The organism is Chryseobacterium sp. GM_Chr_2 (assembly GCF_026540445.1).
Taxonomy (GTDB): Bacteria; Bacteroidota; Bacteroidia; order Flavobacteriales; family Weeksellaceae; genus Chryseobacterium.
This window is the reverse complement of sequence record NZ_JALNUD010000012.1, coordinates 52,034-78,854: the sequence shown is the minus strand read 5'-3', so window position 1 is coordinate 78,854 and position 26,821 is coordinate 52,034. Positions and strand designations below refer to the sequence as shown.

The 26,821-nt window shown below is 35.4% G+C and carries 21 protein-coding genes and 1 pseudogene; 6 read left to right on the top strand and 16 right to left on the bottom strand.

The genetic code is table 11. The features are described 5' to 3' along the window. Positions 1-81: 81 nt before the first annotated feature. Positions 82-1,878, bottom strand: a complete 1,797-nt coding sequence (rpsA, locus tag OXQ85_RS17095) for a 30S ribosomal protein S1 (RefSeq protein WP_267406039.1) — start codon at positions 1,876-1,878, stop codon at positions 82-84. A 590-nt stretch (positions 1,879-2,468) separates the two neighbouring features. Here rpsA and OXQ85_RS17090 point away from each other — a divergent pair. Further along, positions 2,469-3,776: a DEAD/DEAH box helicase gene (locus OXQ85_RS17090; protein ID WP_267406038.1), complete on the top strand. Its 1,308-nt coding sequence runs from the start codon at positions 2,469-2,471 to the stop codon at positions 3,774-3,776. A gap of 69 nt (positions 3,777-3,845) precedes the next feature. On the opposite strand, the gene OXQ85_RS17085 is transcribed toward OXQ85_RS17090, so the two are convergent. Next, complete coding sequence (locus OXQ85_RS17085) at positions 3,846-4,739, bottom strand: SMP-30/gluconolactonase/LRE family protein (protein ID WP_267406036.1); 894 nt, start codon at positions 4,737-4,739, stop codon at positions 3,846-3,848. A 266-nt stretch (positions 4,740-5,005) separates the two neighbouring features. Between OXQ85_RS17085 and ccoG the strand changes: the two genes are divergently transcribed. Beyond that, the gene (gene ccoG / locus OXQ85_RS17080; protein ID WP_267406034.1) at positions 5,006-6,448 is read left to right on the top strand and encodes a cytochrome c oxidase accessory protein CcoG; all 1,443 of its coding nucleotides are present in this window, start codon (positions 5,006-5,008) and stop codon (positions 6,446-6,448) included. Positions 6,449-6,541: 93 nt separating this feature from the next. Here ccoG and OXQ85_RS17075 read toward each other — a convergent pair whose 3' ends face one another. Both OXQ85_RS17075 and OXQ85_RS17070 read right to left on the bottom strand, forming a co-directional pair. Next, the gene (locus tag OXQ85_RS17075; protein WP_267406032.1) at positions 6,542-7,444 is read right to left on the bottom strand and encodes a helix-turn-helix transcriptional regulator; all 903 of its coding nucleotides are present in this window, start codon (positions 7,442-7,444) and stop codon (positions 6,542-6,544) included. A 122-nt stretch (positions 7,445-7,566) separates the two neighbouring features. Next, complete coding sequence (locus OXQ85_RS17070) at positions 7,567-8,157, bottom strand: DUF6624 domain-containing protein (protein WP_267406031.1); 591 nt, start codon at positions 8,155-8,157, stop codon at positions 7,567-7,569. A 146-nt stretch (positions 8,158-8,303) separates the two neighbouring features. On the opposite strand from OXQ85_RS17070, the pseudogene OXQ85_RS17065 reads away from it, so the two are divergent. From OXQ85_RS17065 to OXQ85_RS17055, 3 genes and pseudogenes are all read left to right on the top strand, one after another. Further along, positions 8,304-8,430, top strand: a pseudogene (locus tag OXQ85_RS17065) (IS982 family transposase); the annotation flags it as partial. A 167-nt stretch (positions 8,431-8,597) separates the two neighbouring features. Then, positions 8,598-8,942: a MerR family transcriptional regulator gene (locus tag OXQ85_RS17060; RefSeq protein WP_267406030.1), complete on the top strand. Its 345-nt coding sequence runs from the start codon at positions 8,598-8,600 to the stop codon at positions 8,940-8,942. Between the two features lie 175 nt (positions 8,943-9,117). Further along, a complete protein-coding gene (locus OXQ85_RS17055; protein WP_267406028.1) occupies positions 9,118-10,422 on the top strand; it encodes a helix-hairpin-helix domain-containing protein in 1,305 nt (434 codons plus the stop codon). A gap of 72 nt (positions 10,423-10,494) precedes the next feature. Here OXQ85_RS17055 and rluF read toward each other — a convergent pair whose 3' ends face one another. The 6 genes from rluF to OXQ85_RS17025 all read right to left on the bottom strand — a co-directional run bounded on the left by rluF (position 10,495) and on the right by OXQ85_RS17025 (position 14,653). Beyond that, entirely contained in the window at positions 10,495-11,214 is a 720-nt protein-coding gene (rluF, locus tag OXQ85_RS17050; RefSeq protein ID WP_267406026.1) for a 23S rRNA pseudouridine(2604) synthase RluF, read from the bottom strand. Further along, the gene (locus OXQ85_RS17045) at positions 11,214-11,789 is read right to left on the bottom strand and encodes a hypothetical protein (protein ID WP_267406024.1); all 576 of its coding nucleotides are present in this window, start codon (positions 11,787-11,789) and stop codon (positions 11,214-11,216) included. Before OXQ85_RS17045 ends, rluF begins: the two co-directional genes overlap by 1 nt. After that, on the bottom strand, positions 11,786-12,487 hold the full coding sequence (truB, locus tag OXQ85_RS17040; protein ID WP_267406022.1) for a tRNA pseudouridine(55) synthase TruB: 702 nt from the start codon (positions 12,485-12,487) through the stop codon (positions 11,786-11,788). Before truB ends, OXQ85_RS17045 begins: the two co-directional genes overlap by 4 nt. Positions 12,488-12,535: 48 nt before the next feature. Continuing rightward, positions 12,536-13,354: an undecaprenyl-diphosphate phosphatase gene (locus OXQ85_RS17035; RefSeq protein ID WP_267406020.1), complete on the bottom strand. Its 819-nt coding sequence runs from the start codon at positions 13,352-13,354 to the stop codon at positions 12,536-12,538. Between the two features lie 95 nt (positions 13,355-13,449). Beyond that, complete coding sequence (locus OXQ85_RS17030; protein WP_267406018.1) at positions 13,450-13,749, bottom strand: DUF3098 domain-containing protein; 300 nt, start codon at positions 13,747-13,749, stop codon at positions 13,450-13,452. 4 nt (positions 13,750-13,753) lie between these two features. Continuing rightward, entirely contained in the window at positions 13,754-14,653 is a 900-nt protein-coding gene (locus tag OXQ85_RS17025; protein ID WP_267406016.1) for a permease-like cell division protein FtsX, read from the bottom strand. Between the two features lie 92 nt (positions 14,654-14,745). Between OXQ85_RS17025 and rsmA the strand changes: the two genes are divergently transcribed. Further along, entirely contained in the window at positions 14,746-15,516 is a 771-nt protein-coding gene (gene rsmA, locus OXQ85_RS17020) for a 16S rRNA (adenine(1518)-N(6)/adenine(1519)-N(6))-dimethyltransferase RsmA (RefSeq protein WP_267406014.1), read from the top strand. Between the two features lie 112 nt (positions 15,517-15,628). On the opposite strand, the gene OXQ85_RS17015 is transcribed toward rsmA, so the two are convergent. The 6 genes from OXQ85_RS17015 to OXQ85_RS16990 form a co-directional block, all read right to left on the bottom strand. After that, the gene (locus OXQ85_RS17015; protein ID WP_267406012.1) at positions 15,629-18,007 is read right to left on the bottom strand and encodes a choice-of-anchor L domain-containing protein; all 2,379 of its coding nucleotides are present in this window, start codon (positions 18,005-18,007) and stop codon (positions 15,629-15,631) included. A 136-nt stretch (positions 18,008-18,143) separates the two neighbouring features. After that, the gene (locus OXQ85_RS17010; RefSeq protein WP_267406010.1) at positions 18,144-21,752 is read right to left on the bottom strand and encodes a choice-of-anchor L domain-containing protein; all 3,609 of its coding nucleotides are present in this window, start codon (positions 21,750-21,752) and stop codon (positions 18,144-18,146) included. A 172-nt stretch (positions 21,753-21,924) separates the two neighbouring features. Then, positions 21,925-24,183, bottom strand: a complete 2,259-nt coding sequence (locus OXQ85_RS17005) for a choice-of-anchor L domain-containing protein (protein ID WP_267406008.1) — start codon at positions 24,181-24,183, stop codon at positions 21,925-21,927. Between the two features lie 305 nt (positions 24,184-24,488). Continuing rightward, positions 24,489-25,019, bottom strand: coding sequence for a DUF1003 domain-containing protein (locus OXQ85_RS17000; protein WP_267406006.1), 531 nt, complete (start codon positions 25,017-25,019; stop codon positions 24,489-24,491). Positions 25,020-25,031: 12 nt separating this feature from the next. Further along, positions 25,032-25,799, bottom strand: a complete 768-nt coding sequence (locus OXQ85_RS16995; protein WP_267406148.1) for a TIGR02757 family protein — start codon at positions 25,797-25,799, stop codon at positions 25,032-25,034. Between the two features lie 9 nt (positions 25,800-25,808). Beyond that, on the bottom strand, positions 25,809-26,723 hold the full coding sequence (locus tag OXQ85_RS16990; RefSeq protein ID WP_267406004.1) for a ribonuclease Z: 915 nt from the start codon (positions 26,721-26,723) through the stop codon (positions 25,809-25,811). Positions 26,724-26,821 lie beyond the last annotated feature (98 nt).

Sequence of the window (26,821 nt, the reverse complement as noted above, 5' to 3'; positions counted from 1 at the left end):
TTAATTAATCAAAATCTAAACTTTCAAGCATAAAAAAAGCCACTCAAACGAGTGGCTCATATTTTAAAATGAAACTAAGGATTATTTACCTTCTTCCATTTTTCTTTTCAATTCTGCTAATGCATCGATATCTCCTAAAGTAGATCTCTCTTCGTTTGAAGAAGAAGATACATTGTTAGATCTGTTGTTAGAAGCTTCTCTTACGTTTTTCTTCTCTTCGTCTCTGAAGATACCTGTGTGAGAAACAACTACTCTCTTGAATTCTTTGTTGAATTCAATTACTTTGAATTCAGCAGTTTCACCTTTCTTGATTTTAGATCCATCTTCTTTCTCTAATAATCTTGAAGGGCAGAAAGCTTCAACTTCAGCATCTTCGAATTGTACAGAAGCTCCTTTATCGTGAACTTCTACAGCAGTTCCTGTGTGTACAGTTCCTTCAGCATATTTAGTTTCGAATGCATCCCAAGGGTTGTCAGTCAATTGTTTGTGACCTAAAGATAATCTTCTAGCCTGGATGTCTAGTTCAAGAACAACAACATCTAATTTATCACCAACTGCACAGAACTCAGATGGGTGCTTGATTTTCTTAGTCCAAGAAAGATCAGAGATGTAGATTAATCCGTCAATACCTTCTTCTAACTCTACGAATACACCAAAGTTAGTGAAGTTTCTTACAGTTCCTACATGCTTAGATCCTACAGGATACTTAGCTTCGATGTTTTCCCATGGATCTTTGCTTAATTGCTTGATACCAAGAGAGATTTTTCTTTCTTCTCTGTCTAAAGTAAGTACTTCAGCTTCTACTTCGTCACCTACTTTTACAAAGTCACCTGCAGATCTCAGGTGAGTAGACCAAGACATTTCAGAAACGTGGATTAATCCTTCTACACCTGGAGCGATTTCTACGAATGCACCATAGTCAGCAAGAACTACTACTTTTCCTTTTACTTTGTCACCTACTTTCAAGTCAGCAGAAAGAGCATCCCAAGGGTGAGCTTCTAATTGCTTCATACCCAATTGGATTCTTGTTTTCTCATCATCAAAGTCAAGGATAACAACTTTTACAGTCTGTCCGTCCTCAAGGATTTCAGATGGGTGGTTCACTCTAGACCAAGAAAGGTCTGTAATGTGGATCAATCCATCAACACCTCCAAGGTCGATGAATACACCGTAAGAAGTAATATTCTTAACAGTACCTTCAAGAACTTGTCCTTTTTCTAACTGAGCGATGATCTCTTTTTTCTGACCTTCGATATCTGCTTCGATCAATGCTTTGTGAGATACAACTACGTTTTTGAACTCAGGGTTGATTTTCACAACTTTGAACTCCATAGTTTTACCTACGAACTGATCGTAATCTTTAATTGGCTTAACGTCAATTTGAGAACCTGGTAAGAATGCTTCGATTCCGTGTACGTCAACGATCATACCACCTTTAGTTCTAGACTTCACAAAACCGTTAACGATTTCTCCAGTTTCGTGTAGTTCATTTACTTTATCCCAAGCTTTAAGCGTTCTAGCTTTTCTGTGAGATAACTGTAACTGACCTGTTTTGTCTTCTCTTCTGTCTACCATTACTTCAACCTCGTCACCTACACTAAGGCCTTGGTTGTAACGGAATTCGTTAAGAGAAATAACACCTTCAGATTTGAAGTTGATGTCTACGATAGCTTCTTTATCAGTTAATCTTACAACTTTACCAACTAAAACGTCGTTATCGCTTAGGTTGTTCAAAGATCCGTTGTAGATTTCTTCTAAATCGCTTTTTTCTTTTCTCGCATCTGCATCAAGACCTGATTCGAAAGAATCCCAATCAAATTGTTCTGGTGCTACGTTTTGGTTTAATAAAACCTCTGCTGAATTTGTCTCTTTTGACATTTTCTAATAAAATTTGTATTCCTTCTTTTTCAACGGTCTGAATAAATGTGAATTGAAAAATACGGAAGTTATTAATTATAAGTAATTTACTCATCAAACCTTTTCGCCACAAAAGTGGGTGCAAAGATAGGTATTTTATTTGAGATAACCAATAATTACAACTATGTTAAAAATAAGCATAACTCACTGAAAATCAAATATTAATTAAACTACATTGGTATTAGCGTTGTCATGCCGAACCTGTCGAAGCATCATTATTTGCAGAGAGGAAGGGATTTTAACCTTCGATAAATATAAATGATGCGCAGACCATTTATAATTACATACTTCATCCCTAGCCCGGATTGCAACGGCATCCTTTTGGGTTGCGGCCGGAGCGAAGCGAAGGCCGTAACCCAAAAGATATAGTGAAAAGCCGGAAATAGCTCCTAAAATCGTTGATGGTTGATCGTTTTTGGTTGATAGTGATTGGATACTTCATGATCGTGAATAATAAATACATTAAACTTTAAACTTAGAATTTTGAACATTAAATTCCAAACCATCAACACGCAACAATCAACCATCAACTAAATCCTTATCTTTGCAAAATGGAATTAGAATCAATCTATCAAAAACTGCAGATTCAGGAGATGAATCAGATGCAGAAATCGACCTTCAAAGCAACAGAAAATCAACAGGATGTTGTGCTGCTCTCTCCTACCGGTTCGGGGAAAACGCTGGCTTTTTTATTTCCGGTTCTTAGAAATCTTAAGAAAAATGCTTCGGGAATTCAGACTTTAATTTTGGTTCCTGCAAGAGAATTGGCATTGCAGATTGAGCAGGTTTTCAAATCTATGGGAACGGATTTTAAGATTTCGGTTTGTTATGGAGGTCATGATAAAAAGATTGAGGTTAATAATTTAATTGAAGCTCCGGCTGTTTTAATCGGAACTCCTGGAAGAGTGGTTTATCATTTAAGAAATAATAATTTTGATCCGAAAACCATTCAGACTTTGGTTTTGGATGAATTTGACAAGGCTTTAGAACTTGGTTTTCACGATGATATGGAATTTATTTCTAATTCTTTGAAAGGTCTTTCACAAAGGATTTTAACCTCTGCAACCGCGATGGATGAAATTCCGGCTTTTACAGGCTTGAAAAATGAAAAACTGGTTGATTTCCTGAAATTAGGTGAAGCGAAACCGGATATTAAGTTGAGAAAAGTAATGACGATTTCCGAGGAAAAACTGGATACTTTGTTCAATTTAATTTGCAAGATCGGGAATAAAAGAACCTTAATTTTCTGTAATCACAGAGAAGCCGTTGATCGTATTTCTGAGCTATTGCGCGAAAAAGGAATCGACAGAGAAACCTTCCACGGCGGAATGGAACAGGACGAAAGAGAACGTGCTTTATTGAAATTCAGAAACGATTCTGCGAGAATTTTAATCACTACAGATTTAGCTTCAAGAGGTTTGGATGTACCGGAAGTTGAATCGATTGTACATTATCAACTTCCTCCAAAAGAAGATGCTTTCATCCACAGAAACGGACGTACCGCGAGAATGAATGCGAAGGGTTTTGCGTACCTAATTATGAAAGAAGAAGACAATTTCCCTTTCATAAAAAACGATGTTCCCGAAGAAAGTGTGGTAGGATTTACCAAAGTTCCTGAAAAAACACCTTTCCAGACGATCTACATCAGCGCCGGAAAAAAAGATAAAGTGAATAAAGTGGATATCGTGGGATATTTGCTGAAAAAAGGAGATCTTCAAAAAGAAGAACTTGGATTAATCGAAGTAAAAGATAATACTTCTTATGTTGCGGTTGCCAGAAACCGCGTGAACGATGTGCTGAAAAGACTCGCTCATGAAAAGCTGAAAGGCAAGAAAGTGAAAATGGAGGTTGCCTATTAAGGTTAAGGTTGAGATTAAGGTTTAAAGTTAACGTTGTGTTTTAACCTCAGCCTTAATCTCAACCTCAAATTATTTCACCCCTTTTACTTTTGTCGGTAAAGTATACACCGATTTTGAAGCAGTGATAAATAAAGTTTCATTATTTTCTCCCCCGAATGTTACGTTGGATGTCCATTCTTCTTCAATCGGGATGTGATAGATTTTCTTACCGTCGCGGTTGAAAATATGAACGCCTTTTCCGGTTAAATATAAATTTCCGTGCTTATCTAGGGTCATTCCGTCGGAGCCCATTTCACAGAAAAGTTTCTTTTCTGATAGCTTTCCTTCGCCAAGAATATCGTAAACATAGGTTTTTCCGGCATCAATATCTGAAACGTATAATTTTTTAAACTTCTCACTTCCTACAATTCCGTTGGGTTGTGTAAAGGTTTCCAATTTTGAAATTTGCCCTTCTTTATTTCTGTAATACAAACTTTTATTAGGAATTTCCTGCTTAAAATTCACCCAATAATCTCTTTCATATAAAGGATCTGTGAAATACATTCCGCCGAATTCGTCATTCCAGACATCGTTGGGACCATTCAGCCTTTTGCCTTCAAAATCTTTAAATAATACCTGAATTTTTTTGTCCTTAGATATTTTCCACATTTCCCCATTATCATCTGAACAGGTAATTAAATTATCATCTTTATCGAAATGCGTTCCGTTGGCACGGCCTGTTTTATCCAGAAACTGAATAATTTTATTCGTTTTCCAGTCCCAATAATAAATTTTATCATTCGGCTGATCGGTGAAGTACACATTTCCTTCTTTATCCGAAGACGGCCCTTCCGTAAAACTAAATTGATCCGAAATTTTTTCCGGTTTTACATCTTCATAAAACATAGTACTACTATTTACTGATTTACAGTTGAGTAATACTAAAACCAAACCAATATAGCCTGTTTTCAAGATATTTTTCATTACGTACAATTTTAAGGAGCACAATTTACGATATGTAGCAACAGATTCAAAGATTATTTTCTCATTTTGAAACATTGAATGATATTTTAAAAATGTCCGAATAATCCCATTTTAGAAGTAGATAATATTAGTAATAAAATGATTTAATTAAGAGCTTTGCATAAGAAGAAAACTCAACAATTTTCTTCGCTGCAATTTTTAAAATGAGTATTTGTTTATATATGAAAAATGCTCATATCTCAATTTTATTATAAAATTTTAAGACGATGAGTGTACCATCCGACAATTTTTCTGCCGCTGACATAGATTATGATGATTTCAGAAATTCGGTAGGAACAATGGATCAAACCGGAAAAAGAAAGTGGGTTTTTCCACGAAAACCTAAAGGAAAATATACCAATTACAGAGATTACACAAGTTATTTTCTATTGTTTTTATTTTTCGGATTACCTTTTCTGAAAATCAATAACAATCCTGTTTTTTTGTTTAATGTGATTGACAGGCGATTTTTCATTTTCGGGCAGCCTTTTTACCTGCAGGATTTTTTCATATTAGCCTTGGGAGCAGTAACATCGGTTATTTTCGTCATGCTTTTCACGGTGGTTTTCGGAAGAATTTTCTGCGGTTGGCTTTGTCCGCAAACCATTTTCATGGAAAATGTTTTCAGAAAAATTGAATATTGGATTGAAGGTGACCGAAACAAACAGATGAAACTGGAGAGACAGGAATGGAACTCAGAAAAGATCAGAAAAAGAGTGACAAAATGGTCCGTTTTTGTCCTGATTTCGGTAATCATTACCAACTTCATGTTCATGTATATTGTAGGTTATGAAGAGGTTTTCAAAATTATTACAGAAGGACCTTTAGACCATTCATTAAAATTCCTTGGAATGGTAGGATTTGCCGCTACTTTTTATTTTGTATTCTCATGGCTTCGCGAGCAGGTTTGCACGTTGATCTGCCCTTACGGAAGACTTCAGGGTGTTTTAATTGATAAGCAGACCATTAATGTGTATTACGATTTTAAAAGAGGCGAAAACCGTTCAAAATGGAGAAATAATGAAGACCGAAAAGCGGCAGAAAAAGGTGATTGTATCAATTGCCATCAATGTGTAGTGGTTTGTCCAACAGGAATCGACATCAGAAACGGACAACAATTGGAATGTGTAAACTGTACCGCTTGTATCGATGCCTGCGACGAAGTGATGGAAAAAGTAGGTCTTCCGAAAGGGTTGATTCGATATGCTACGGAGGCGGAAATTGAAAATCAGGAGAAATTCAAATTTACTTCAAGAATGAAAGTAACTGCTGTTTTTCTTGCTTTATTGATAGGATTTTTAGGATTTCTGATGTACGATCGAGGTTCTATGGAAGCGAAATTCATTAAACCTGCCGGATCAACATTTTTTGTAAAAGAAGGCAGAATAACTAACACTTTTATCTACACTTTCCTGAATAAAACAAATGAAAAGAAAGTTTTAACGATAAAAATTTTAAGTCCGAAAAACGGAGAAATTGAATTTTTCGGTTCCAGTAAAATTATTTTGAAAGGCGATCAGATTCTGAAAGGCAACATCAACATCACTTTCCCTGAAGAAGAAATAAAACTTTCCAAACAAAATCTAGTAATCGGCGTTTTTGATGAAAAAGGAGAAATGGTAACCTCTTTTGAAACGACTTTTGAAGGACCTTTTAAATTGCTGCTGTGATGTTTTAGGGTGAGAGGGTTTTAGGGTTGGAGAGTCAGAGTGTTTGAGTATTTACGGATATGCTATCAACCATCAACCAAAAACTATAAACCACTAAGCCTTGTATTTTTTAATAAATTGCGTGGGAGTCATTCCGGAAGTTTTTCGGAATACTCTCACAAAATAAGAATATTCTTCATACCCCAAGCGAAAAGCAATTTCTACGAGACTTTCATCGAGATACATCAACATTCTTTTGGCTTCCAGCACTACCCTTTCCGTAATCACATCGGTTGCGGTTTTCTGAACAACCGTTTGCATAATTCGATTTAAATGTTTGGATGAAATATTCATTAATGACGCATAGAAAGTGATGCTTTTTTCTTTTGTAAAATACTGTTCAACCAGCGTTTCAAACTCCTGATAATGCTTAAAATAAGAAAGACTTGCCGATGACGCCAGATGATCAAAATCTCTGGAAAACTGCCTTGTAGATTTAATGAAAATATTAGACATCAACGAAAGCATCAGTCCGTTTTTCATGATATCTTGGGCATGATATTCCTTTTCCAACTCTTGAAATAAGGTTAAATTTTCATTTAATTCCAATTCATTTAACTGAAGTTTTCGGGGAAAATTAACTGATCCGAAGAAAGGAAAATTGCGAAGTTTTTGGTTCACATAATGAAGTTCGTAAAAATCTTGAAGGCAAAAGAAAAGATAACCTTCAATATCACTAGAAAGTTCCCAACTGTGAATCTGCCCGGGCGACATAAAAAACAAACTTCCGGGTTCTACCGTATATTTTTGAAAATCAATCTCATGAACTCCACTTCCTTTCGTAAATAAAATCGTAGCGTAAAAGTCGTGTCGATGCGCTTTTTCGAGATGCCGATGACCTACAATCAAGTGATTCCGCACTGTACTAAAATAGAAATCAGAAGTATTCTTTCCCTTCTGAAACAAGTCTATATTAAGTACCGAAATAGAATCCAATGCAGTTATTATTTTAATCAAATGTAGGTATAAAAATAAGGATTAACAATCGTTACCGTCTATATTTTACATTAAAATTAGGTTACCTGATAATTAACTTTAAAAGTACCCGTTATGCATTATGAATACAAAGAAATAAGTTGTTAATTCGGATTGAACTGAATATTGAAATTCTTTAAATAATCCTCTATTGGCTCCATTCCTATTTCTTTTCTTCTTTCGTTCACCGTTTCAGGATTTTCTAGTTTATACAATTTACCATTTTCTATTTGTGAACCATATATTTGGGGTTTCCCTTCGTCCATTAACATCCTATCTTTCATCAATGCGTATTGTGATTTAGATAAGTCTCCGTTTTCAACTGCTTTCTCTATTTGCGGAAAATACTTTTTTCTGATTTCTTTAGTACTATGTTGCAGTCCCAACCAGATTGCATCCATTTGTCTTTGATCCACCTCCTTTAATGTTGGCATACCACACTTTTCAATAATGCTAATCACTAATTCTTGATTCCTATGGTCTTCTTTAGCGTATTTAATAACTTCATTCGATTTTCTAATCCTTTGGTCACTTTCTAAAACTTCACTCAAGATTTGACGTTTTTTGCTGCAGTCGACTTCAATAATATCTACAGAACCTACATAGACAAATTTATCCTTATTCATATAAAGGAATATTGATATCATTAAAACAAGAGCGGCTAATATGCTAAATACTATTTTTTTTATTTTCATGTCTATTTTTGGGTCATATTCTAAAATAGATTGACCATTTTTGGTTAAAAGTTAATTGTAAAAATAGGAATTATTTTTAATTGTCGGAATAAAATAGGTAAAGGTGAATAGTATTATCCAAATAGAGGTTTTTTCGCCCAACCACTTATGCAAAAACATTTGAAGGATTCAAAACAAGAGTTTTAGCAAAGATTACGGCTCTTACAATTGTTCAATTTATTAATAAAACTATTTAAACAAAAAATCAACAATCTAAAATCAAGTATATTTTAAAATGCACAACGGGTTTCAAAAGTATATTTCTTTATCAGACTATGGAATAAAACAGATTCAAATTAATGATAAACGAAGATAACCAGGCAATAAATCATGATAATCAAATGCATATATTTTCCTCAAAACTTAAAAAAGTTTTATCTTTGAACTTTAGGATTTTAAAAATGAAGATAAATTTACCTGATAAATTATATTATTCTATAGGAGAAGTTGCCAAAGCATTCGATGTAAACACTTCATTAATAAGATATTGGGAACAGGAATTCCCTATTATCAAGCCTAAAAAAAACAAAAAAGGAAACCGATATTTCACGCCCGAAGATATTAAAAACCTACAAATCATCTATCATTTGGTGAAAGAGAAAGGCTACACCTTAGACGGCGCCCGCATTGCTCTTACGACCAACAGTAAAATATCTGAAACGATTACACTGATCGACCGTTTAGAATTTGTAAAAGCAGAACTTTTAAAGCTTAAAGATTCTTTATCAGAACCCGATTCTGAGTAAATTGAATACAAAATATACAAAAAGGCACCTTAAAAAGGTGCCTTTTTTAATTTATTCTAGAAAACATACATTTTAACGTAATTTTAAAATCACTTTTGTAAAATTCACTTTTCAAAATAAAGCAATCATTATCAACCTATTGCATTCGATAATCTTTTATATTTAATTTAACTGAATGAAAAAAAACTATTACCAGAAAATGGCATTCATGGGGATGTTACTCCTTATCTTTTTTGTCTTTCAAAAATTTACAAGCAAAGGCAGAGAAGACTTTTCTGATATTAAATTTATTACGAAAAGTGCTTCACATATTGCCTTATCAGAATTTAATCCGAATGATTTAGATCAAAAACAATGGGAAAATCTAGGATTTTCTGATAAGCAAATTGCAACCATTTTAAATTATAAGAAAGTGGTTGGCGGACAATTTATTTCCAAAGAACAATTCAAAAAATGTTTTGCCGTTTCCGCGGAGAAATTTTCCGAATTGAAATCTTATATTATTTTACCAGAAACTAATAGAGATGCTAAATCAGACCGATTTAAAGCTTTTGAAAAGAAATCAATAAGTATTTCCGCAAAATTTAATCCAGACCATTATTCTGTAAATGATTGGATAAAATTAGGTTTCAGCGAAAGACAGTCGGAAGCTATTTTAAAGTATAAAAACTATTTGGGAGGAAGTTTTGTGAGCAAAGAAAAGTTTAAAGAGTGTTTTATTATTAATGATGAAAATTACAGCAAATTAGCACCTTATCTTATTCTTCCAGAAAAAACACCTGCAAATTTTAAAGGTTTTGCTAAAAATTTCAATTCAGAAAAAAGTAAAATCAATTACAGCAATTTTGATCCTAATATTTTAGATATTCAAGGTTGGCAAAAACTGGGTTTTTCAGAAGGTCAGGCCAAAGTGATTGTAAATTACAGAGATAGAAACCTAAAAGGAAACTTTAAAAATGTAGAAGATATCCAAAAGTGTTTTGTGATTTCGGAAGAAAAATTTAATGAATTAAAACCCTATATAAAGCTTAATTCAGCTACAATTGCTAAGAATACAGAATCAGCCCCAAAAGCAGAAATTAAACAGGAAAAAACAGACTTTTCAAAAGTAGATTTAAATAAAATTACGTTCAAGCAACTTTTAGAATTCGGCTTAGACGAAAGAGCCGCTGGTTCTATGCTTGGTTTCAGAAAAAAACTCGGCGGATTTGCCACTAAAGAACAAATTTTGACAACTTATAATATTGATAAAGAATTGGTTCAGAAATTAATTTCAACTTGCCAATTAAACACTTCTGAAATTGAGAAATATACTTTGGTTGATGCTCCTGAAGAATGGCTGAAAAATCATCCGTATTTTAAATATTCTGCTGATAAAATAATTTTCTATCGCACCAGTTATCCCGATGATAAGAAAATTTGGAAATTTTTGAAACTAAAACCGGAATATGAAGAAAGGATGCGACTTTATGTTAAATAATATATTGGTAAAAGTTTCGGCTCCGCAAAGCGGAGCCGAAACTTTTTATTTCAAAATTGAAGACAATTATTATTAAAATGTTTTGCTTGAACTTTCTAAGCTTTTATTTAAAACCGAAAATTCATCTTCTGTAAGATCTCTCCATTTTCCGATTGGAAGATCTAATTTTATGTTCATGATACGAACTCTCTTTAATTTTTTCACCTCATAGCCAAGATGTTCGCACATTCTGCGGATTTGTCGGTTCAAACCTTGGGTAAGTACAATTCTGAAATTCATTTCATCAATTTTTTCTACCTCACATTTTCTTGTAACCGTATCCAAAATGGGAACTCCATTTCTCATCTTGTCAAGAAATTTTGGTGTAATGGGCTTATCTACTCGTACTAAATATTCTTTTTCGTGGTTATTCTTTGCTCTTAGAATTTTATTAACGATATCTCCATCACTTGTTAAAAGAATTAATCCTTCACTCGGCTTATCCAACCTCCCGATCGGGAAAATTCTTTTTGGATGATTGATGTAATCGACAATATTATTTTTTTCACGTTTTGAATCTGTAGTGCAAACAATTCCAACAGGTTTATTGAACGCAATATAAACATGCTTTTCCTGAGGTTCGCGGATAGGTTTTCCGTCAACTTCTACCACATCTTCATCGGAAACTTTTGTTCCCAACTCAGGAATTTGTCCGTTGATTTTTATCCTTCCTTCTTCCAAAAGTTTATCTGCCGCTCTTCGTGAGCAGTATCCAACTTCTGATAAATATTTATTAATACGTGTTTTTTCCATTAATCTTCTCCGTAACCTGTATAATTTTTATTGCTGAAAATTGTAATTCCGTAGCTTAAACCAACATATGTAGCGTTAGAACTTCCTAATTTATGTCCTTCAAAAAAGATTCCTCCTTCCTGACTCAATCTTTTCGAATAAGAAACCTGCATTCCCAATCTTCCGCCCCAAAATTCAGAATTATTAACTACCGCATTATTCAATTGCTTTCCATAATTCAAATCAATATAAAACGGGCGATCTCCTGGTTCAAAGATAATTTTCGGCTGAATAACCCAATAAATTAAATGGAAATTATCCTGCATAAAGCTATATCGAAAACCAGTTCCAATTGCAAAGTTAGGAAGAAAATTGTAACCGCCAATTGCATTAATTCCGTACGTCAATTTGCGCGGAATTTCCTGTTGAACATATTGAGAATTATAATCTGTATTTCTGTCTTTTTTTAAATTGAGACCAACATTCACCGAAGGATTAAAATAAAACCCCATCGATTGCTTTTTAGTCTCTGTATTTTGTGAAAAAACCAGCATTGAGCTGGATAAAGTAAGTAATAAAAATAGATTTTTTATCATATCGTATTTTCAAATCTGAACTCGTTTTCTAAAAAATCAGATGTTGCATCTTCAATTTTATAGTCGCCAATTTTTGTTCTCCTCAATTGGGTAAGATAAGCTCCAACACCTAATTCCTGCCCGATATCATGAGCTAAACTACGGATATAAGTACCTTTAGAGCATCCCACCGTAAAACTTACCAACGGAAAATTAATCTCTACATCTTTAATATAAAGAATAGTTGTTTTTCTGGATTTCATTTCAACCTCTTCACCAGCTCTGGCCAGATTATAAGCTCTTTGTCCATCAATTTTAATAGCTGAAAATACAGGTGGCTTCTGATCGATTTCACCAATAAATTTCTCTAAAGCAGTGTTAACCGCTTCTTCTGTAACATGAGCAATATCCTGATGAAGAATTTCAGGTTTTTCGGTGTCGTAAGATTCTGTCTGAACGCCAATTTTTATTTCAGTCCAGTACTCTTTGGGAGCATCCTGTATTTCTGGGATTTTCTTGGTAAATTTTCCGCAGCAAACAATAAGAAGCCCGGTTGCACGTGGATCTAACGTTCCCGCATGACCAATTTTGAATTTTTTTGGTAAATTAAACTCTCTTTTGAGTTTGTATTTCATTTTATTGACTGCCTGAAATGAAGTCCAATCCAAAGGTTTGTCTAATAAAAAAATGTGTCCTGATTGTAAATCTTCAGCTGTCATTAATTATAAGAAAAAATTGTTGTTAGTTGATGGTTTTTAGTTGTTAGCTTATTTAAAGAAATAAAAATAAATCAACAAAGCTAATCCAACAAAAATACGATACCAACCCCAAGGTTTGAAACCATATTTATTCAACACTCCGATGAAGGCTTTAATGGCAATTAATGCTACAATAAACGCCACCACATTTCCTACAATAAAAATCATAATGTGATCTTGTGAAGCCAAAATCATTTCATATCCTTTTTGCGGATTTGGAGTTTCTTTCCCCCAAGTTTTCACAAAAACGGAATAAACTGTAACCGCCAACATCGTAGGAACCGCCAAAAAGAAAGAGAATTCAGCCGCTGCTTTTCTAGTTAATCCCTGAGCCATACCACCGATGATAGAAGCCGCACTTCTACTCGTTCCCGGCATCATCGCAAGACATTGCCAAAAACCAATGGTTACGGCATTTTTTATTGTAATTCCTTTTTCGTCGTCGATTTTTGGATTTTTAAACCATTTATCAGCAAACAATAGAACAATTCCACCCAATACCAAAACGGATGAAATAGCAATTTGATTTCCTAAAACAGCTTCAATCTTATCATCAAATAAATAACCTAATACCAATGCAGGAACTACCGCAAAAGCAAGCTTAAAATAAAACTGTAAATTATTCAGATCAAAGAATTTTTTCCAGTACGCCACAACAACTGATAAAATAGCTCCAAATTGAATAGAAACCTGAAACATTTTTAAAAATTCAGTTTCTTCAAGCCCCATTAGATTGGCTGTGAAACCCATGTGTGCAGTGGAAGAAATAGGAAGATACTCTGTAAGACCTTCTATAATGGCAATGATGATTGCATTGATTAAATCCATAATTTATCTAAAATTAAAAGATTAAGAAATTGAGAAATTTAGAACACACTGCCCAAATCTCTGAATTTCTTAATCTTTAAATAAAAATTTATTTTCTATTTTCTTTTTAAAATCGCGTATACTTCGATGACAAAACCGATGACCACAAATAGCGGTGCAATTCTGATTCTGCGGATGGAAAAAATATCTTCATTCCACGAATGCGGATCAAATTTTCCGTCTACCGTATTGGCATCAGCACCCATCATCAGAAGAAAACCGACAACGATAAATGCTAATCCTATCAGCATCCATTTGAAGTTTTGCTGTCCGAAATAAAAAGTGTTTTCCTGTGGCGTTTCAGCAGTTTCTTTACCGAAGCTTTCTGCGGAAAATTTATTTGTTTTTTTGCTCATTTTATTAAGAGTAATATAAATCGTCTACACTTGATCTTAAGAATCTCCAAGTTGCAATAACTGTACTTAAAACCGTAATAAAAATACCCACACCAAGGACTAAAATTACCAACCAGAAATATTGATTAGTATCCTGAACGAAGGCAGAACCGATCTGGCTTGTGAAATAATACCACACACCAAACAATGCCAAAAGCCCGATCACAGAACCGATAGCCCCTAAAACAATAGCTTCGATAATGAATGGTTTTAAGATAAATCTTCTCTTCGCACCTACCAACTGCATGGTTTTAATGATAAATCTTTTTGAGAATATTTTCAGACGGATAGAATTGTTAATCAACACAACCGCCAAGATCAAGAACAAGATAGAGAAGCCTAAGATCCATTTTAAAATTCTGCTTAAGTTATTGTAAACGTCTACCATTAAAGTACTGTCGTTCTTCACTTCCAGAATTCCCGGAACGGCTTTAATCACCTTAATCGCACCGTCAATTTTTGCAGGATCTACATATTCAGGTTTTAACGCAACTTCTATAGATGATGGGAAAATGTTTTCTTCGAAAAGTGCATCGGTATCAATTCCCATACTTTTTTTAGCTTCCTTAGATGCCACTTCTCTGGAAATATAAGTCGCTTTTTTTACGGGAGCCAACGTCTGTACTTCTTTCAGAACTTCAGCTTCCATTTTTGCAATTTTTACAGAATCTTTGGCATCATAATTTTCATCAAAGTAAGCATTTACTACAAGCTGTTCTTTGATATAGTCGGAATATTTCTGAGCATTAATTAAAATAAGCCCCATTAATCCTAACAAAAATAACACTAAGGCAATACTTATTACCACTGTAATATTGCTGGAACGAAGCCTTTTCTTATTAAATTCATCTACAGATTTAGCCATTAATATTAAAATTTTTGGCTAAAATAGAAAAAATCTTCCGAAATTTGGGAACGAAAAAGAGAAAATCACTGTTAATAAAATCATAAAAAACATTGAGTGTAAAAGCAAAAAAGCATCTTGGTCAACACTTTTTGACGGATGAAAACATCGCAAGAAAAATCGTAGAAGGTCTTAGTTTTGAAGGCTATAATAACGTTATGGAAGTAGGCCCCGGAATGGGAGTTCTTACCAAATATTTACTGGAAAAAGATCAAACGACTTACCTTGCAGAGATTGATACGGAATCTATCGAATACCTGAAAAACAACTATCCTAAAATCACAGAAAATACTTTTGTAGGAGATTTTCTGAAGCAGGATTTTGCCTTTATAGGAGACGAACAAATTGCCATCATCGGAAACTTTCCTTATAATATTTCTTCGCAAATTTTATTTCAGATCATCGATCATTATGAGTTGATTCCTGAAATGGTAGGAATGTTTCAAAAGGAAGTTGCAGAAAGAACAGCCGCGGTTCCGAGAACTAAGGATTATGGAATTTTGTCTGTTTTAATTCAGGCATATTACGATACTTCTTATATGTTTACAGTGCATGAAAACGTGTTTAATCCGCCACCGAAAGTAAAATCTGGAGTTATCCGATTAACAAGAAATCCAAAAGAAGGCTTAGCCGGAAACGAAATATTATTTAAGCAAATTGTAAAAACGGGATTCAACCAAAGAAGAAAAAAACTGTCGAATGCTTTAAAGCCATTGAATATTCCTGAAGCCTTAAAAACTCATGAATTTATGGATAAAAGAGCGGAAGAATTGAGCGTTGCAGATTTCATCGCCTTTACTCAACTTTGGAAAGAAAATCAATAATTTCTTTTGATGTAAAGATTGAATTGATGTAGGAATTCAAAAATTTCATCAAATAAAAAAAGCCTTTCAAAATAAATCTGAAAGGCTTTTTTGTTGCATTATCTGTTACAAATTATTCTCTGTTTTTAAGCAAGATCCATCCTGCTCTTTCCATTTTCGCTTTTGATTTATCATAGTCGAAATTGAATTTGTACCAGTATGTACCTGTCGGCAGTCTCTTACCTCCTACTGTTCCGTTCCAGATTGGGGTTTCTTTGGAGAATTTAAACATCTCAACACCGTATCTGTCATAAATAGAACCTACAAAGTTTTTGTATTTCGTAAGCGTTGTAAGGTCCAACACATCATTTACACCATCTTCGTTCGGAGTAATGATATTATTGATCATTAATGTAAAGAAATCAATCGTTCCCATACAAGAAGTTCCTTTTACTCTTACAAAAATTGTATAGTTTGTATTATCTAAAAGACCTGAGAACACGTTAGATTCCTGCCAAGTAATTCCGTTATCAACTGAATATTCCAACACACCCGTAATATTATTAATCGGTGGATTTTCAGCTGTTAAAGTTAAATTATGATCGTTATCATAGCTTATATAAGTAAAATAAGGAATTGGTGCTGCCATTACTTTAGCTTCAAATATTTTCTTACAGAAACCATTATCAATTTCTACCGTGTACACTCCCCATTGATTTACCTCAATTGTTGGTGTAGTTGCACCTGTACTCCATAGATATTTATATTTAGGATTCGCTCCGGCATCTAATGTTACTCTGTCTCCTAAACATACTTGCACATCTCTTAAAGGGCTTGTAAGCTCATCGGTAACTTCTACTGTAATAATTGCAGGATTTAAAGATCTACATCCTTTTGGCCCTATCGCATATACTTTGAATGTTGTTGTTTGATTTAAAGTTACCGTTTGAGTATCACCTGTACCCGGGAAGTTTTCCCATAGATAAGTTGCACCGCCAGTTGCTTTTAGATTTACAGATTCTCCCGGACAAACTTTAACTCTATTTGAAGTTACCTGAGCTATTGGCGCAGGTTCTTTTGCTAGGGTTAATTCGATCAGCTTGCTACAGAAAAGTCCGTTTGAAACTACGGTATATAAAATCTGACCGTCAGTTCCATTATAATTTAAAATATTGGTAATATAATTTCCATTTTGAGCTAAAGCATCTGCTTGATTTTCATAGAAAAAGAAAACAGCACCTGGCGTTGGACTAATTAAAGGAATTGCCTGTGTTAAATCATAAGTAGTAATATCCGGCGTTGTACAAAGCAGTAACGTTGCATCTTGCGCCAATGGAGTAAACCCTCCGATTACCTTAATAGATGCTTTACCCGGACAAGGGTTTCCAGGAACTGAAACTTCGATTTCGTAATCTCCCGGTGTAACTACCGTAATTGAGTTAGAAGTTGCCCCAGGCAATGCTACACCGTCTCTATACCACTGATATAATAAATTAGGATCACTTACAGAAGCCGTAATCACCTGTGGAATATTGTCGCAAACATTTACCGAAGGAGGTAACGTAGCACCACTTGGGTCTAATAATTCAACACCAATGTTGAAAGATCCTCCTTCAAGGAAAACAGCTGAATCATAACTTCTATCCGTAGCATCTGCAATTACCATTTTAAAATGATAAGACTGCCCCGGTACTACTGTTGCAGTAGCAGTAAGAGGTATAGTACGACCGCTGAAGTTGGTTTCTATATTTGCGTTATTATATCCTGCGAAAAAAGTTGGATTCACAGCACCGCAATACAGGTTGCTTCCGTTAAATTGAGTATCAGGTCTGATGTTTGTTACACTCACAGGCCCCGCTCCACTAGGAAGAACAGCCATATTAATATAAGGACCGCCCGAAGAAGGTCTTAACAATAAAGCAAATGCATCCGAAAAACTACAAGGGAAAGTACCCGTATATTCTTCAGAGGCAAAAAGATAATTAAACTTAACCTGAGAAGAGGTCGGTATAAAATCGAACTCTAAGATTGCCGCATCCTGCAAAGAAACTGAAGGATTGGTAGCAGCCACCAAATCAGGATCACTTGGAGTTCCTAAATTGAATCCCAAAGTACTGATAGGCGTATCATAATCTATATAAGAGTTTCCTGCTTCACTCGCCTTCCCCGTCATTAGAATAATTCCATCTTTAAACGGAAAAGCCGTTGTAGCCCTGTTAAAATATCCCCAAGCTCTGTTAGGATTACTCGCCGCCAATCCAGGGTTAACCACCACATTCGACACACTTGGAGTAACACAAGAGTTGGTACCCGAAGATATCAATACGTCTTTTACCAATTGAGTAATGGTGTAAGCCGATTCTGCATAGCCTGGTGCATTTACATCTATAAAAGCGCCTGCTTTTTTATCTAGATTTCTGGGTTTAGTGTTAACTTTTCTGGGGGGAGCATTTTGTGAAAAAAGGAAATTTGATGAAACTAAAAATAATAAAAACGGTAGATATCTTCTCATAATACTTTTGTTTCAACAAATTTAATTTTTTTTTAAATATACCACATAGATATTTAACTTTTTTTATCATAAAAAACAAAAGTCTCTCAATTATGAAAGACTTTTAGATTGTATGATTTTTATTATTAAATTTTCTTTAATTTCTATTTTTTAGCAATATCCAGCCGGAACGTTGATCTAATTTTTTACTTGCAGGATTCTCCCATTGCACTCTGTACCAATACGTAGCAGTTGGCAATACAAGACCTTTCACGGTACCTCTCCAAACGGTATTTCCTTTTGAAGCCTTGAATATTTCAGCACCATATCTATCGAAAATAGATGCAGAGAAATTATTATACTGGCTAATTCCTGTAAAATCTACCTCATCATTTACCCCATCGTAGTTTGGCGTGATCGCATTTGCAACCACAAATGTGAAATACTGTAACGTTGTACTACATTTCGCACCAACTACTCTTACCATGAAATTATAATTTGCATTATCCAACACATTGTAGAATACATTTGAATTTTGCCAAGTTACTCCTCCATCAATAGAAAATTCTAAAGGCCCTCCCGTTGGGTTGGTTGTTGTAAGAGTAAGAACATGGTTTTCATATCCTACATTGGTAAACTGTGGTAAATCTGGATTTAATAACTGAGCTGAGAAAGTTTTCGAACAAACCCCATTGCTGATTGTCACAGAATATGGGCCAACAACATTTGTAGAAATAGTTTGCGTAGTTGCACCATTACTCCAAAGGTAAGTATAATTCGGGCCTGCTCCAGCATCTAAAATTCCAGTATCTCCCACACATACGTACACATCTTCTAATGTTGAAACAATCGCGGGTACTACTTCAATTTTAATCGTTGTAGGATTAGCCACTTTACAACCGTTTCCACCTAATGCAAATACTTCATATGTTGTTGTCGTTAATGGTGTCACCGTCTGAGTGGGTCCATTTCCTGGTAAACCGACCCATTCATAGGTAACACCTCCTGAAGCCGTTAATGTAATTGTTTCTCCGGCACAAATTTTACTTTTTGAAGCTGCTAAAATTGCCACTGGTGGGCCAACAATTACTGTCACTGTGGCAGGCGTTGCAGATACACATCCATTAGCTCCTATCGCAGTTACGGTATAAACTGTTGTTGAGGTAGGTGATACCGTTTGAGTACTTCCCGTTCCCGTAAGACCATTCCCCCAAGTATAAGTGGCGCCACCAGAAGCCGTTAATGTAACAGATTCTCCTGCACAAATTTGTGGAAGTGATGAAACTACCGTTGTTACAGGAGGCGTTGTATCTTTAATTACATTTACACTAATGGTAAACGTGCACGTTAAATTTTGTGGTAAAGTAACATTGGTTACCGTTAAAGTATAAGTTCCGCCCTGATTAACAATCGGGGTTAATGTATTTGCTCCTGAAACGATATTTCCTGTCCCAGATGTCGTCCATTGAATTGTAGACCCTGCCGGAATTACAGATGCCGAAGCATTCAATGTAACTTGCGTCGTCGTACATGTAATGGTTTGAGGAGTTGCTACTGACAGATTGGTGGTTGCTGTTCTTATCAATTGTAATGTAACCACATAGTGACAACCTCCGTTTTTCACCAAAACATAAATTGTTTGATTTCCTGCACTCTGATAAGCAGTTGGAGTTGCAATAGTATTCGCATTTCCTGCATTAGCATCAGCCTGAAGCAAATAATAATCAAAAGTAACCCCTGGCGCCGTTGTCATTTGTGGCTGAGCCGAAGTTAAATCATAAGTAATATTTCCAGGCTCATAACATTTAATTAAAGAAGCATTATTCACCGTAATGGGCTGTGAAACATCAATGGTAATGGTTGCAGAAGTTGAAGAAACACAGCCATTTGCCCCCACAGCTGTCACTGTATAAGTAGTTGTTGCTGTTGGTGTCACGGTTTGTGTATTTCCTGTTCCTGTAAGACCGCCTCCCCAATTATAAGTTGCTCCTCCGGAAGCCGTTAAAGTAACAGATTCTCCGGCACATATCTGAATTTTAGAAGCTGTAAGCCCCGTTGTAGGCGGTGCACTGTCACCTGTTACCGTGATTGATCCTGAAGTAGAGCAAACCGTATTTCCTGGTTGATAGGTGTTTGAAATCGTTAAAGTATATGTTCCTGCAGCGTTTATCACGGGGTTCAAAGTATTTCCGCCTGAAACAATATTTCCGCCCGTCGTCGTCCAATTGAATGTAGAACCTGTAGGATAAGTTGACGCCGAAGCATTTAACGTTATTTGAGAATTCGTACAAGTTAAAACAGTTGGCGGCGCGATAGAAACTGTAGATTGTGGTGCTTTAATTAATTGTAATTCTGCAATTTTAGAACAGAAACCATTTTTCACCAAAACATAAATAGTTTGACCTCCTGCACTTCCGAAAGCGGTAGGAACTGCAATATTACTTGCATTTCCAGCCACAGCATCTGCCTGATTTACATAATATGTAAAAGTAGCCCCCGGCGTTGTACTTATGGATGACTGAGCCGATGTTAAATTAAAGGATGCATTTCCCGGCGCATAACAGGCGGTTAAGGTAGAATTCTGTACCGTGGGCGAAGTTCCTCCCACCACTGTTACACTAGCCGTTCCCGGACATGAATTTCCCGGTAAAAACACCTGAACGGTATATGTTCCCGGCGCTGTTGCCGTATAACTTGGTCCTGTTTGCCCCGTAATCGGAACGTTATTCAACAACCACTGAAAAGTAGCACCAGAACCTTGAACAGAAGCTGTAAAAGTTTGAGGTGTATTATCACAAACATTAATAGATTGAGGTAATTGAACCCCCGCAGGATCTAACAATTTAACTCCGATATTGAATGACCCCGCTTCCAAAAACACTCCAGAATCGTAGTTTGAATCCTGATAATCTGCCAAAACCATTTTAAAATGATACGTAACTCCAGGAGTTACTGTTGCTCTAGCAGTCAATGGAATTGTACGTCCGCTGAAATTGGTTTGAATATTTGTTGTATTGTATCCTCCGAAATAAGAAGCATTGGCAGCAGCACAAGCCAACGGAGCACCATTAAACTGAGTATTTGGGTGAATATTGGTTACACTCACAGGCCCTGCCCCACCCGGTAACACTGCAAGATTGGTATAAGCACCTCCCGATGCAGGTCTCAACAATAAGGCAAAACCATCTCCAATCGTACACGGATAATTACTTTCATACTCTTCTGAAGCAAAAATATATCTGAACGTAACTTCCGTAGAAGTCGGTACAAAATCAAATTCAATATAAGTAGCATCGTGAAGGTCGGAATTACTTACATTTAAAGCAGTCGCTAAATCTGTATCGCCATTAGTTGGCAAACCGTCATTCAGCTGACCAGATTGAAATACATTTCCGGCTTTTCTGGCGTGCCCTGTAGTAAGAATAATCCCTCTATCAAAAGGAAACGCTGTAGTTCCTTTATTAAAAAAGCCCCAGCTTCTACCTTGGTCGCTAACGGATAAATTAGGAGAAACAACAACGTTAGTTACATTTGCCGTTGCACATGTAGAACCTCCGGAAATCAAAACATCTTTTACCAACTGAGTAATACTGTAACTGGATTCGGGATAGTTTGTGGTATTAACGTCTATAAAAGATCCTGCCTTCATTGTAGATGACGTTGCTTTATGAGTACTTCCCGTTTTCCTGTTTTGAGAGAAAGTAAAAGTACTTACAAAGGCCATCAACAAAGTCAAAAATAAACTTCTTGTCCTCCTATTTAACATTTTATATTATTTTAAACAAAAATACTATTTTTTTTAATTAAAATTCAATTCAAAGCAAATTGTATTATTACTAATATATTTTTATTTATTACTGAATATTAATTTTACTTTTACCATAGAAACAAAAAAAGACTAACAATATTGCTAGTCTTTTTAAAATTTTATTTAAAGCTTATTCTATATTTTTCAATAAAATCCAGCCTGTTTTTACTGTCAACAACTTACTTGCAGGATCCTGGAATGTTACCTGATACCAATAAGTAGCTGTAGGAAGGCGTTTCCCTTGGAAGTATCCATCCCAGTAAGGGGTCATTTTGCTCGCCGTGAAAACTGTTTTTCCGTAACGATCGAAAACAAATCCTTTGAAATCTTTATACTCACTAACTCCTCGGAAATCAATCATATCATTTAAATTATCTCCGTTTGGCGTAATCACATTCTGCATTACAAAAGTGAAATATTCTAAGAATCCTACACAACTTGTGCTCTTCACTCTTACTCGGATAGCAATCACCGTATTTCTTGGAACTCCCGAAAATACATTAGAATTTTGCCAAGTCACTCCGTTATCAACAGAATACTCCAACGGTCCGTTACTTGGATTACTCGCTGTGATCGTCATCACACCATTTTCTTTGTAATCAACATTAATTATTTCAGGAATAATCGCACGAATTACCTGTGTTGTAAATGTTTTTGAACAAACTCCATTGGTAATTGTCACGCTGTAAGTGCCCGGAGTGCTCACTGTGATGGTTTTAGAAGTATCACCTGTACTCCAGATATAGCTGTAATTAGGACCTGCACCCGCGTCTAATGTAATTTGATCGCCTTGGCAGATCATTCCGCCTTTTAAATCAGAAACAATAGCAGGAACCACATCAATTGTTAAAGTCGCCGGCGTTGGAGATTTACATCCCTGAGCTCCGATAGCGTATACTGTATAGGTAGTTGTCTGAGTCGGGCTTAATGTTCTCACTGCTCCTGTGTTAGAAGTATCTCCCCATTGGTAAGTTACTCCTCCAGAAGCCGTTAAAGTTACAGATTCTCCCACACAAAGCCTTAATCTATCTGCATTAAGCTGCGCAATTGGCAAATCTTCTTTATTTAAAGTTAAAGTCACCACTTTGCTACAGAAAGCACCGTTGGAAACCAGAACGTATAAAATCTGTCCGTCTGTACCGTTATAAGCTGCAAGGTTAGCATCCGGGATAAATGTATTATCCTGCGCTGTTGCTCCACCTTGTGTTGTATAAAAACGGAACACTGCTCCGGTAGTAGTACTGATTAAAGGTTTAGCATCATTTAAATTAAATGTACTATTGGTAGGTGTAGAACACAATTTTAAGTTGGCATTCTGAGCTGTTGGCGTAGTTCCGCCTAAAATGGTAATGATAGCAGATGCCGGGCAGTTGTTCCCCGGAACCATTACCGACACCTCATAATCGCCTGGTGATGTAGCCACATAGGTAGCGCCAGTTGCTCCATTGATTGCAGTTCCTCCCTTAAACCATTGGAAAGTCATTCCCGGCTGGGGAGATACCTGAGCTATTAAAGTTTGTGGTGTATTGTCACACATTTTCAACTCGTTAGGCAAGACAACACCGTTGGCATCAACGATTTTAATTCCGATATCAAAAGAACCCCCTTCGATAAATACAGCAGAATCAAAACTCCAGTCTCTATAGTCGGACAATACCATTTTAAAATGATAAGCTACACCGGGTGTTACATCTCCAACCGCAGTTAAAGGAACTGTTCTTCCATTATAATTTGTCACAATATTAGCCGAATTATATCCATCAAAGTATTGCTCATTCACCGCAGCACAACCTCCAGACCCCGTAATAGCAGGACGGATATTTGTCATTGCAACAGGTCCTGCATTATTTGGCAACACCGCTAAATTTACATAAGGACCTCCAGAAACAGGTCTGATTAACAAAGCAAAAGCATCTGAATATTGACAAGGATAATTACTTGTATATTCTTCAGAAGCAAATAGATAATTAAATTTAACCTGATTAGAGTTGGGTACAAAATCAAATTCCAGCATTACATTATCATTATAATGATCTGTAGGGCTGTTATTAGGCACTGCTACCAATAAATCGGGATCATCTGTACCTGCGCCAGGGATGGTATAACTGGCACTAGCAGCTACATTTCCGGCTTGTGCTGCTTGCCCTGTTGTTAAAACAATACCGTCTGTAAAAGGAAAGTTTGTAGTTCCTTTATGAAAATATCCCCAAAAACGATTGGCTTCTGAAGCCGCCTGGTTGGGCGTTACAGTTACATTACTAACATCCGGTACAGAACAGGTAGATCCTCCGTTGATCAAGATGTCTTTTACCAATTGTGCCGGCGTATAATTAGAAGGTGCATAACCGGCAGCATTTACATCAATAAAAGCCCCCGCTTTGCTGTTCATGGAATTAACAATGTTTTTTGGTGGCTTTCTCTGAGCAGATAAAGAAGTTGAAACAAACAATAATACTAAGAGAAAAAGGTAGTTTTTTAGTCTATATTTTAACATTTTGTTGTTGTTTGTTCAAAAATACTAATTCTTTTTGATTAAAAACCCATCACAACCTGTATAATTATCAACGATAACTCAATTTATTTAAATTCTAATCTGATTCTAATTTCGTTCTAATTTTAAAACAAAAAAGACTAATCTACAATTAGCCTTTTTCATAAATATATTATTTACTGTTCTTATAAATTAGTATAAAATTAATCTTTTTTCAGTTCATCAATCATATTCTGAAGCTCCTGAATTTTATCTTTTAAAGATTTAATTTCATTTTTATTAGAATTCACATTACTCTTCAACATTACGGCTTTTGCCCTTTCACTGTGATCTTCATCATCTTCATCTTCGTTGATTTCTTCAATATCCTCCTGAATATCTTCAATATCTTCATTAATCTCCTCAATATCTTCGCTGATTTCCTCAATATCTTCACTGATCTCTTCGATATCTTCCTGAATATCTTCAATATCTTCCTGAATATCTTCAATTTTTTCATGGCTTTTATTCACCGACATCTGAATGAAAATCGCCAGATAAATGGCTTCAAGTGAAACAACGGTCGTAAGAATCAACAACATCTTATCAAATTCCACCAAATGAAGCAGCGGCAAAAGAAATGAAACGATAAAAAATAAGGTATGCGCAATTAATGAAGGGATAGAACCAATCCACCAGGTAATTCCGTTGGCAATTTTTTCTAAAATCTCAGTTTTTTCAGTGTCGTTTTTCATTGTGTTTTTATTTTAAAGTAATTCTTTAGTTACGTCTAATCCAAACAATGCAAAATCATATTTTGCAGGATCTTTTTCATCAAATTGTCTAATCACAAGATCCAGCTCCTCTACCGTTTTCCAATCGTTTTGTGTTCTTGTAATTAATCCCAGTTTTCTGGAAATATTTCCCGTATGTACATCCAAAGGTATGGATAAATTTTTCTGATCGATACTTTCCCAGATACCAAAATCTACGCCACGTTTATCCTTACGCACCATCCATCGCAAAAACATGATAATTTTTTTTGTAGATGAATTTTTATAGGGCGAACTTACGTGTTTGTACGTTCTGTGCTTTTCAATTCCAAGAAAATTGGTTCTGAATCGTTCAATCGCATGAGAAAAATTAATTTCTGAATCATTTACTTTAAATAAACTTTCCAAACTTTCATTTTCAGCATAAATTCTATTGAACTGCTTAATAAAATAAGTAAAATCTTCCCCATTAAACGTTCTGTGAATACTTTTGTCCTGAATTTCTGTTAAATCTTTCTCAGAATAATTCATCACAAAATCATAAGGAGAATTTCCCATAATTGCGAGCATTTTTTCAGCTGAATTAATAATTGATTTTCGGTTTCCCCAAGAAATGGTTGCCGCCAAAAACCCTGCAATTTCAATATCCTGCTTCAAAGAAAAACGATGAGGAATCTGTATAGGATCATTTTCTATAAACTCAGGATGATTGTATTGATCTGCCTTTTCATCCAAGAAGATTTTTAATTCTTCAAACTTCAACATAAATTTTTAAATTTTCACAGGCTCCAGCGCCTTCGGTAAAAAAGTATTCGGGAAAATCTGTCTCGCTTCATCCGTAAACACCGTAAGATCACCATAACGGTTTGAGAAATGTCCTAAAATCAATTTCCCAACTTGTGCTTTCTGAGCGATTGTTGCTGCTTCCAATGCCGTCGTATGCCCCGTATAGTCTGCCATTTCTTTTAAATCATGTAAAAAAGTAGACTCGTGATACAAAACCGTTACATTTTTAATTATCGGAATTACGCTTTCCAAATATCTTGTATCACTGCAAAATGCATAAGAAACAGGCGGCGCAGGATCGATGGTAAGAACTTCGTTTTTCAGTACATAACCATCACTCAATACAAAATCTTTTCCGGCCTTTATATTATGGTAATCGCAAGATTCTATTTCGCTGTATTTTGCAATTTCCTTCATATTCAGATGTCTGTCTTTTGGTTTTTCTTTAAATAAATAACCATTACAGTAAATCCTGTGATCCAAAGGAATTGTATACACTTCCACTCTATTGTCTTCGTAAATTTTCTCAGAATAATCTTTATCCAATTCATGATACACCACTTCAAAACCACGATGCGTTTCCGTAATCGTAAAAATGGTTTCCAGCATTTTTTTTATTCCTTTCGGCCCATAAACATGCAACGGAGTTTCCCTTCCCAATAATCGGAAAGACGCAATAAGCCCCGGCAAACCAAAACAATGATCGCCATGAAGATGTGAAATAAAAATATGATTGATCTTCGAAAATTTTGCCTTTGCTTTTCTCAACTGTACCTGAGTTCCTTCGCCACAGTCTATCAGAAAAGACCTTTCTTCCATTTCCAAAAACTGCGCAGTGGGAGAAGAATTGATCGTAGGAATCGCTGAGTTAAAGCCTAATATCGTTAAATAAGTACTCAAATTAATTGTTTATTATTAAGACAAATGTACGACAGAAAATCTACATTTTCTTTTGTCTTGAAACAAAAGAAACAAAAATTCAAGACTTAGGAAGCTCC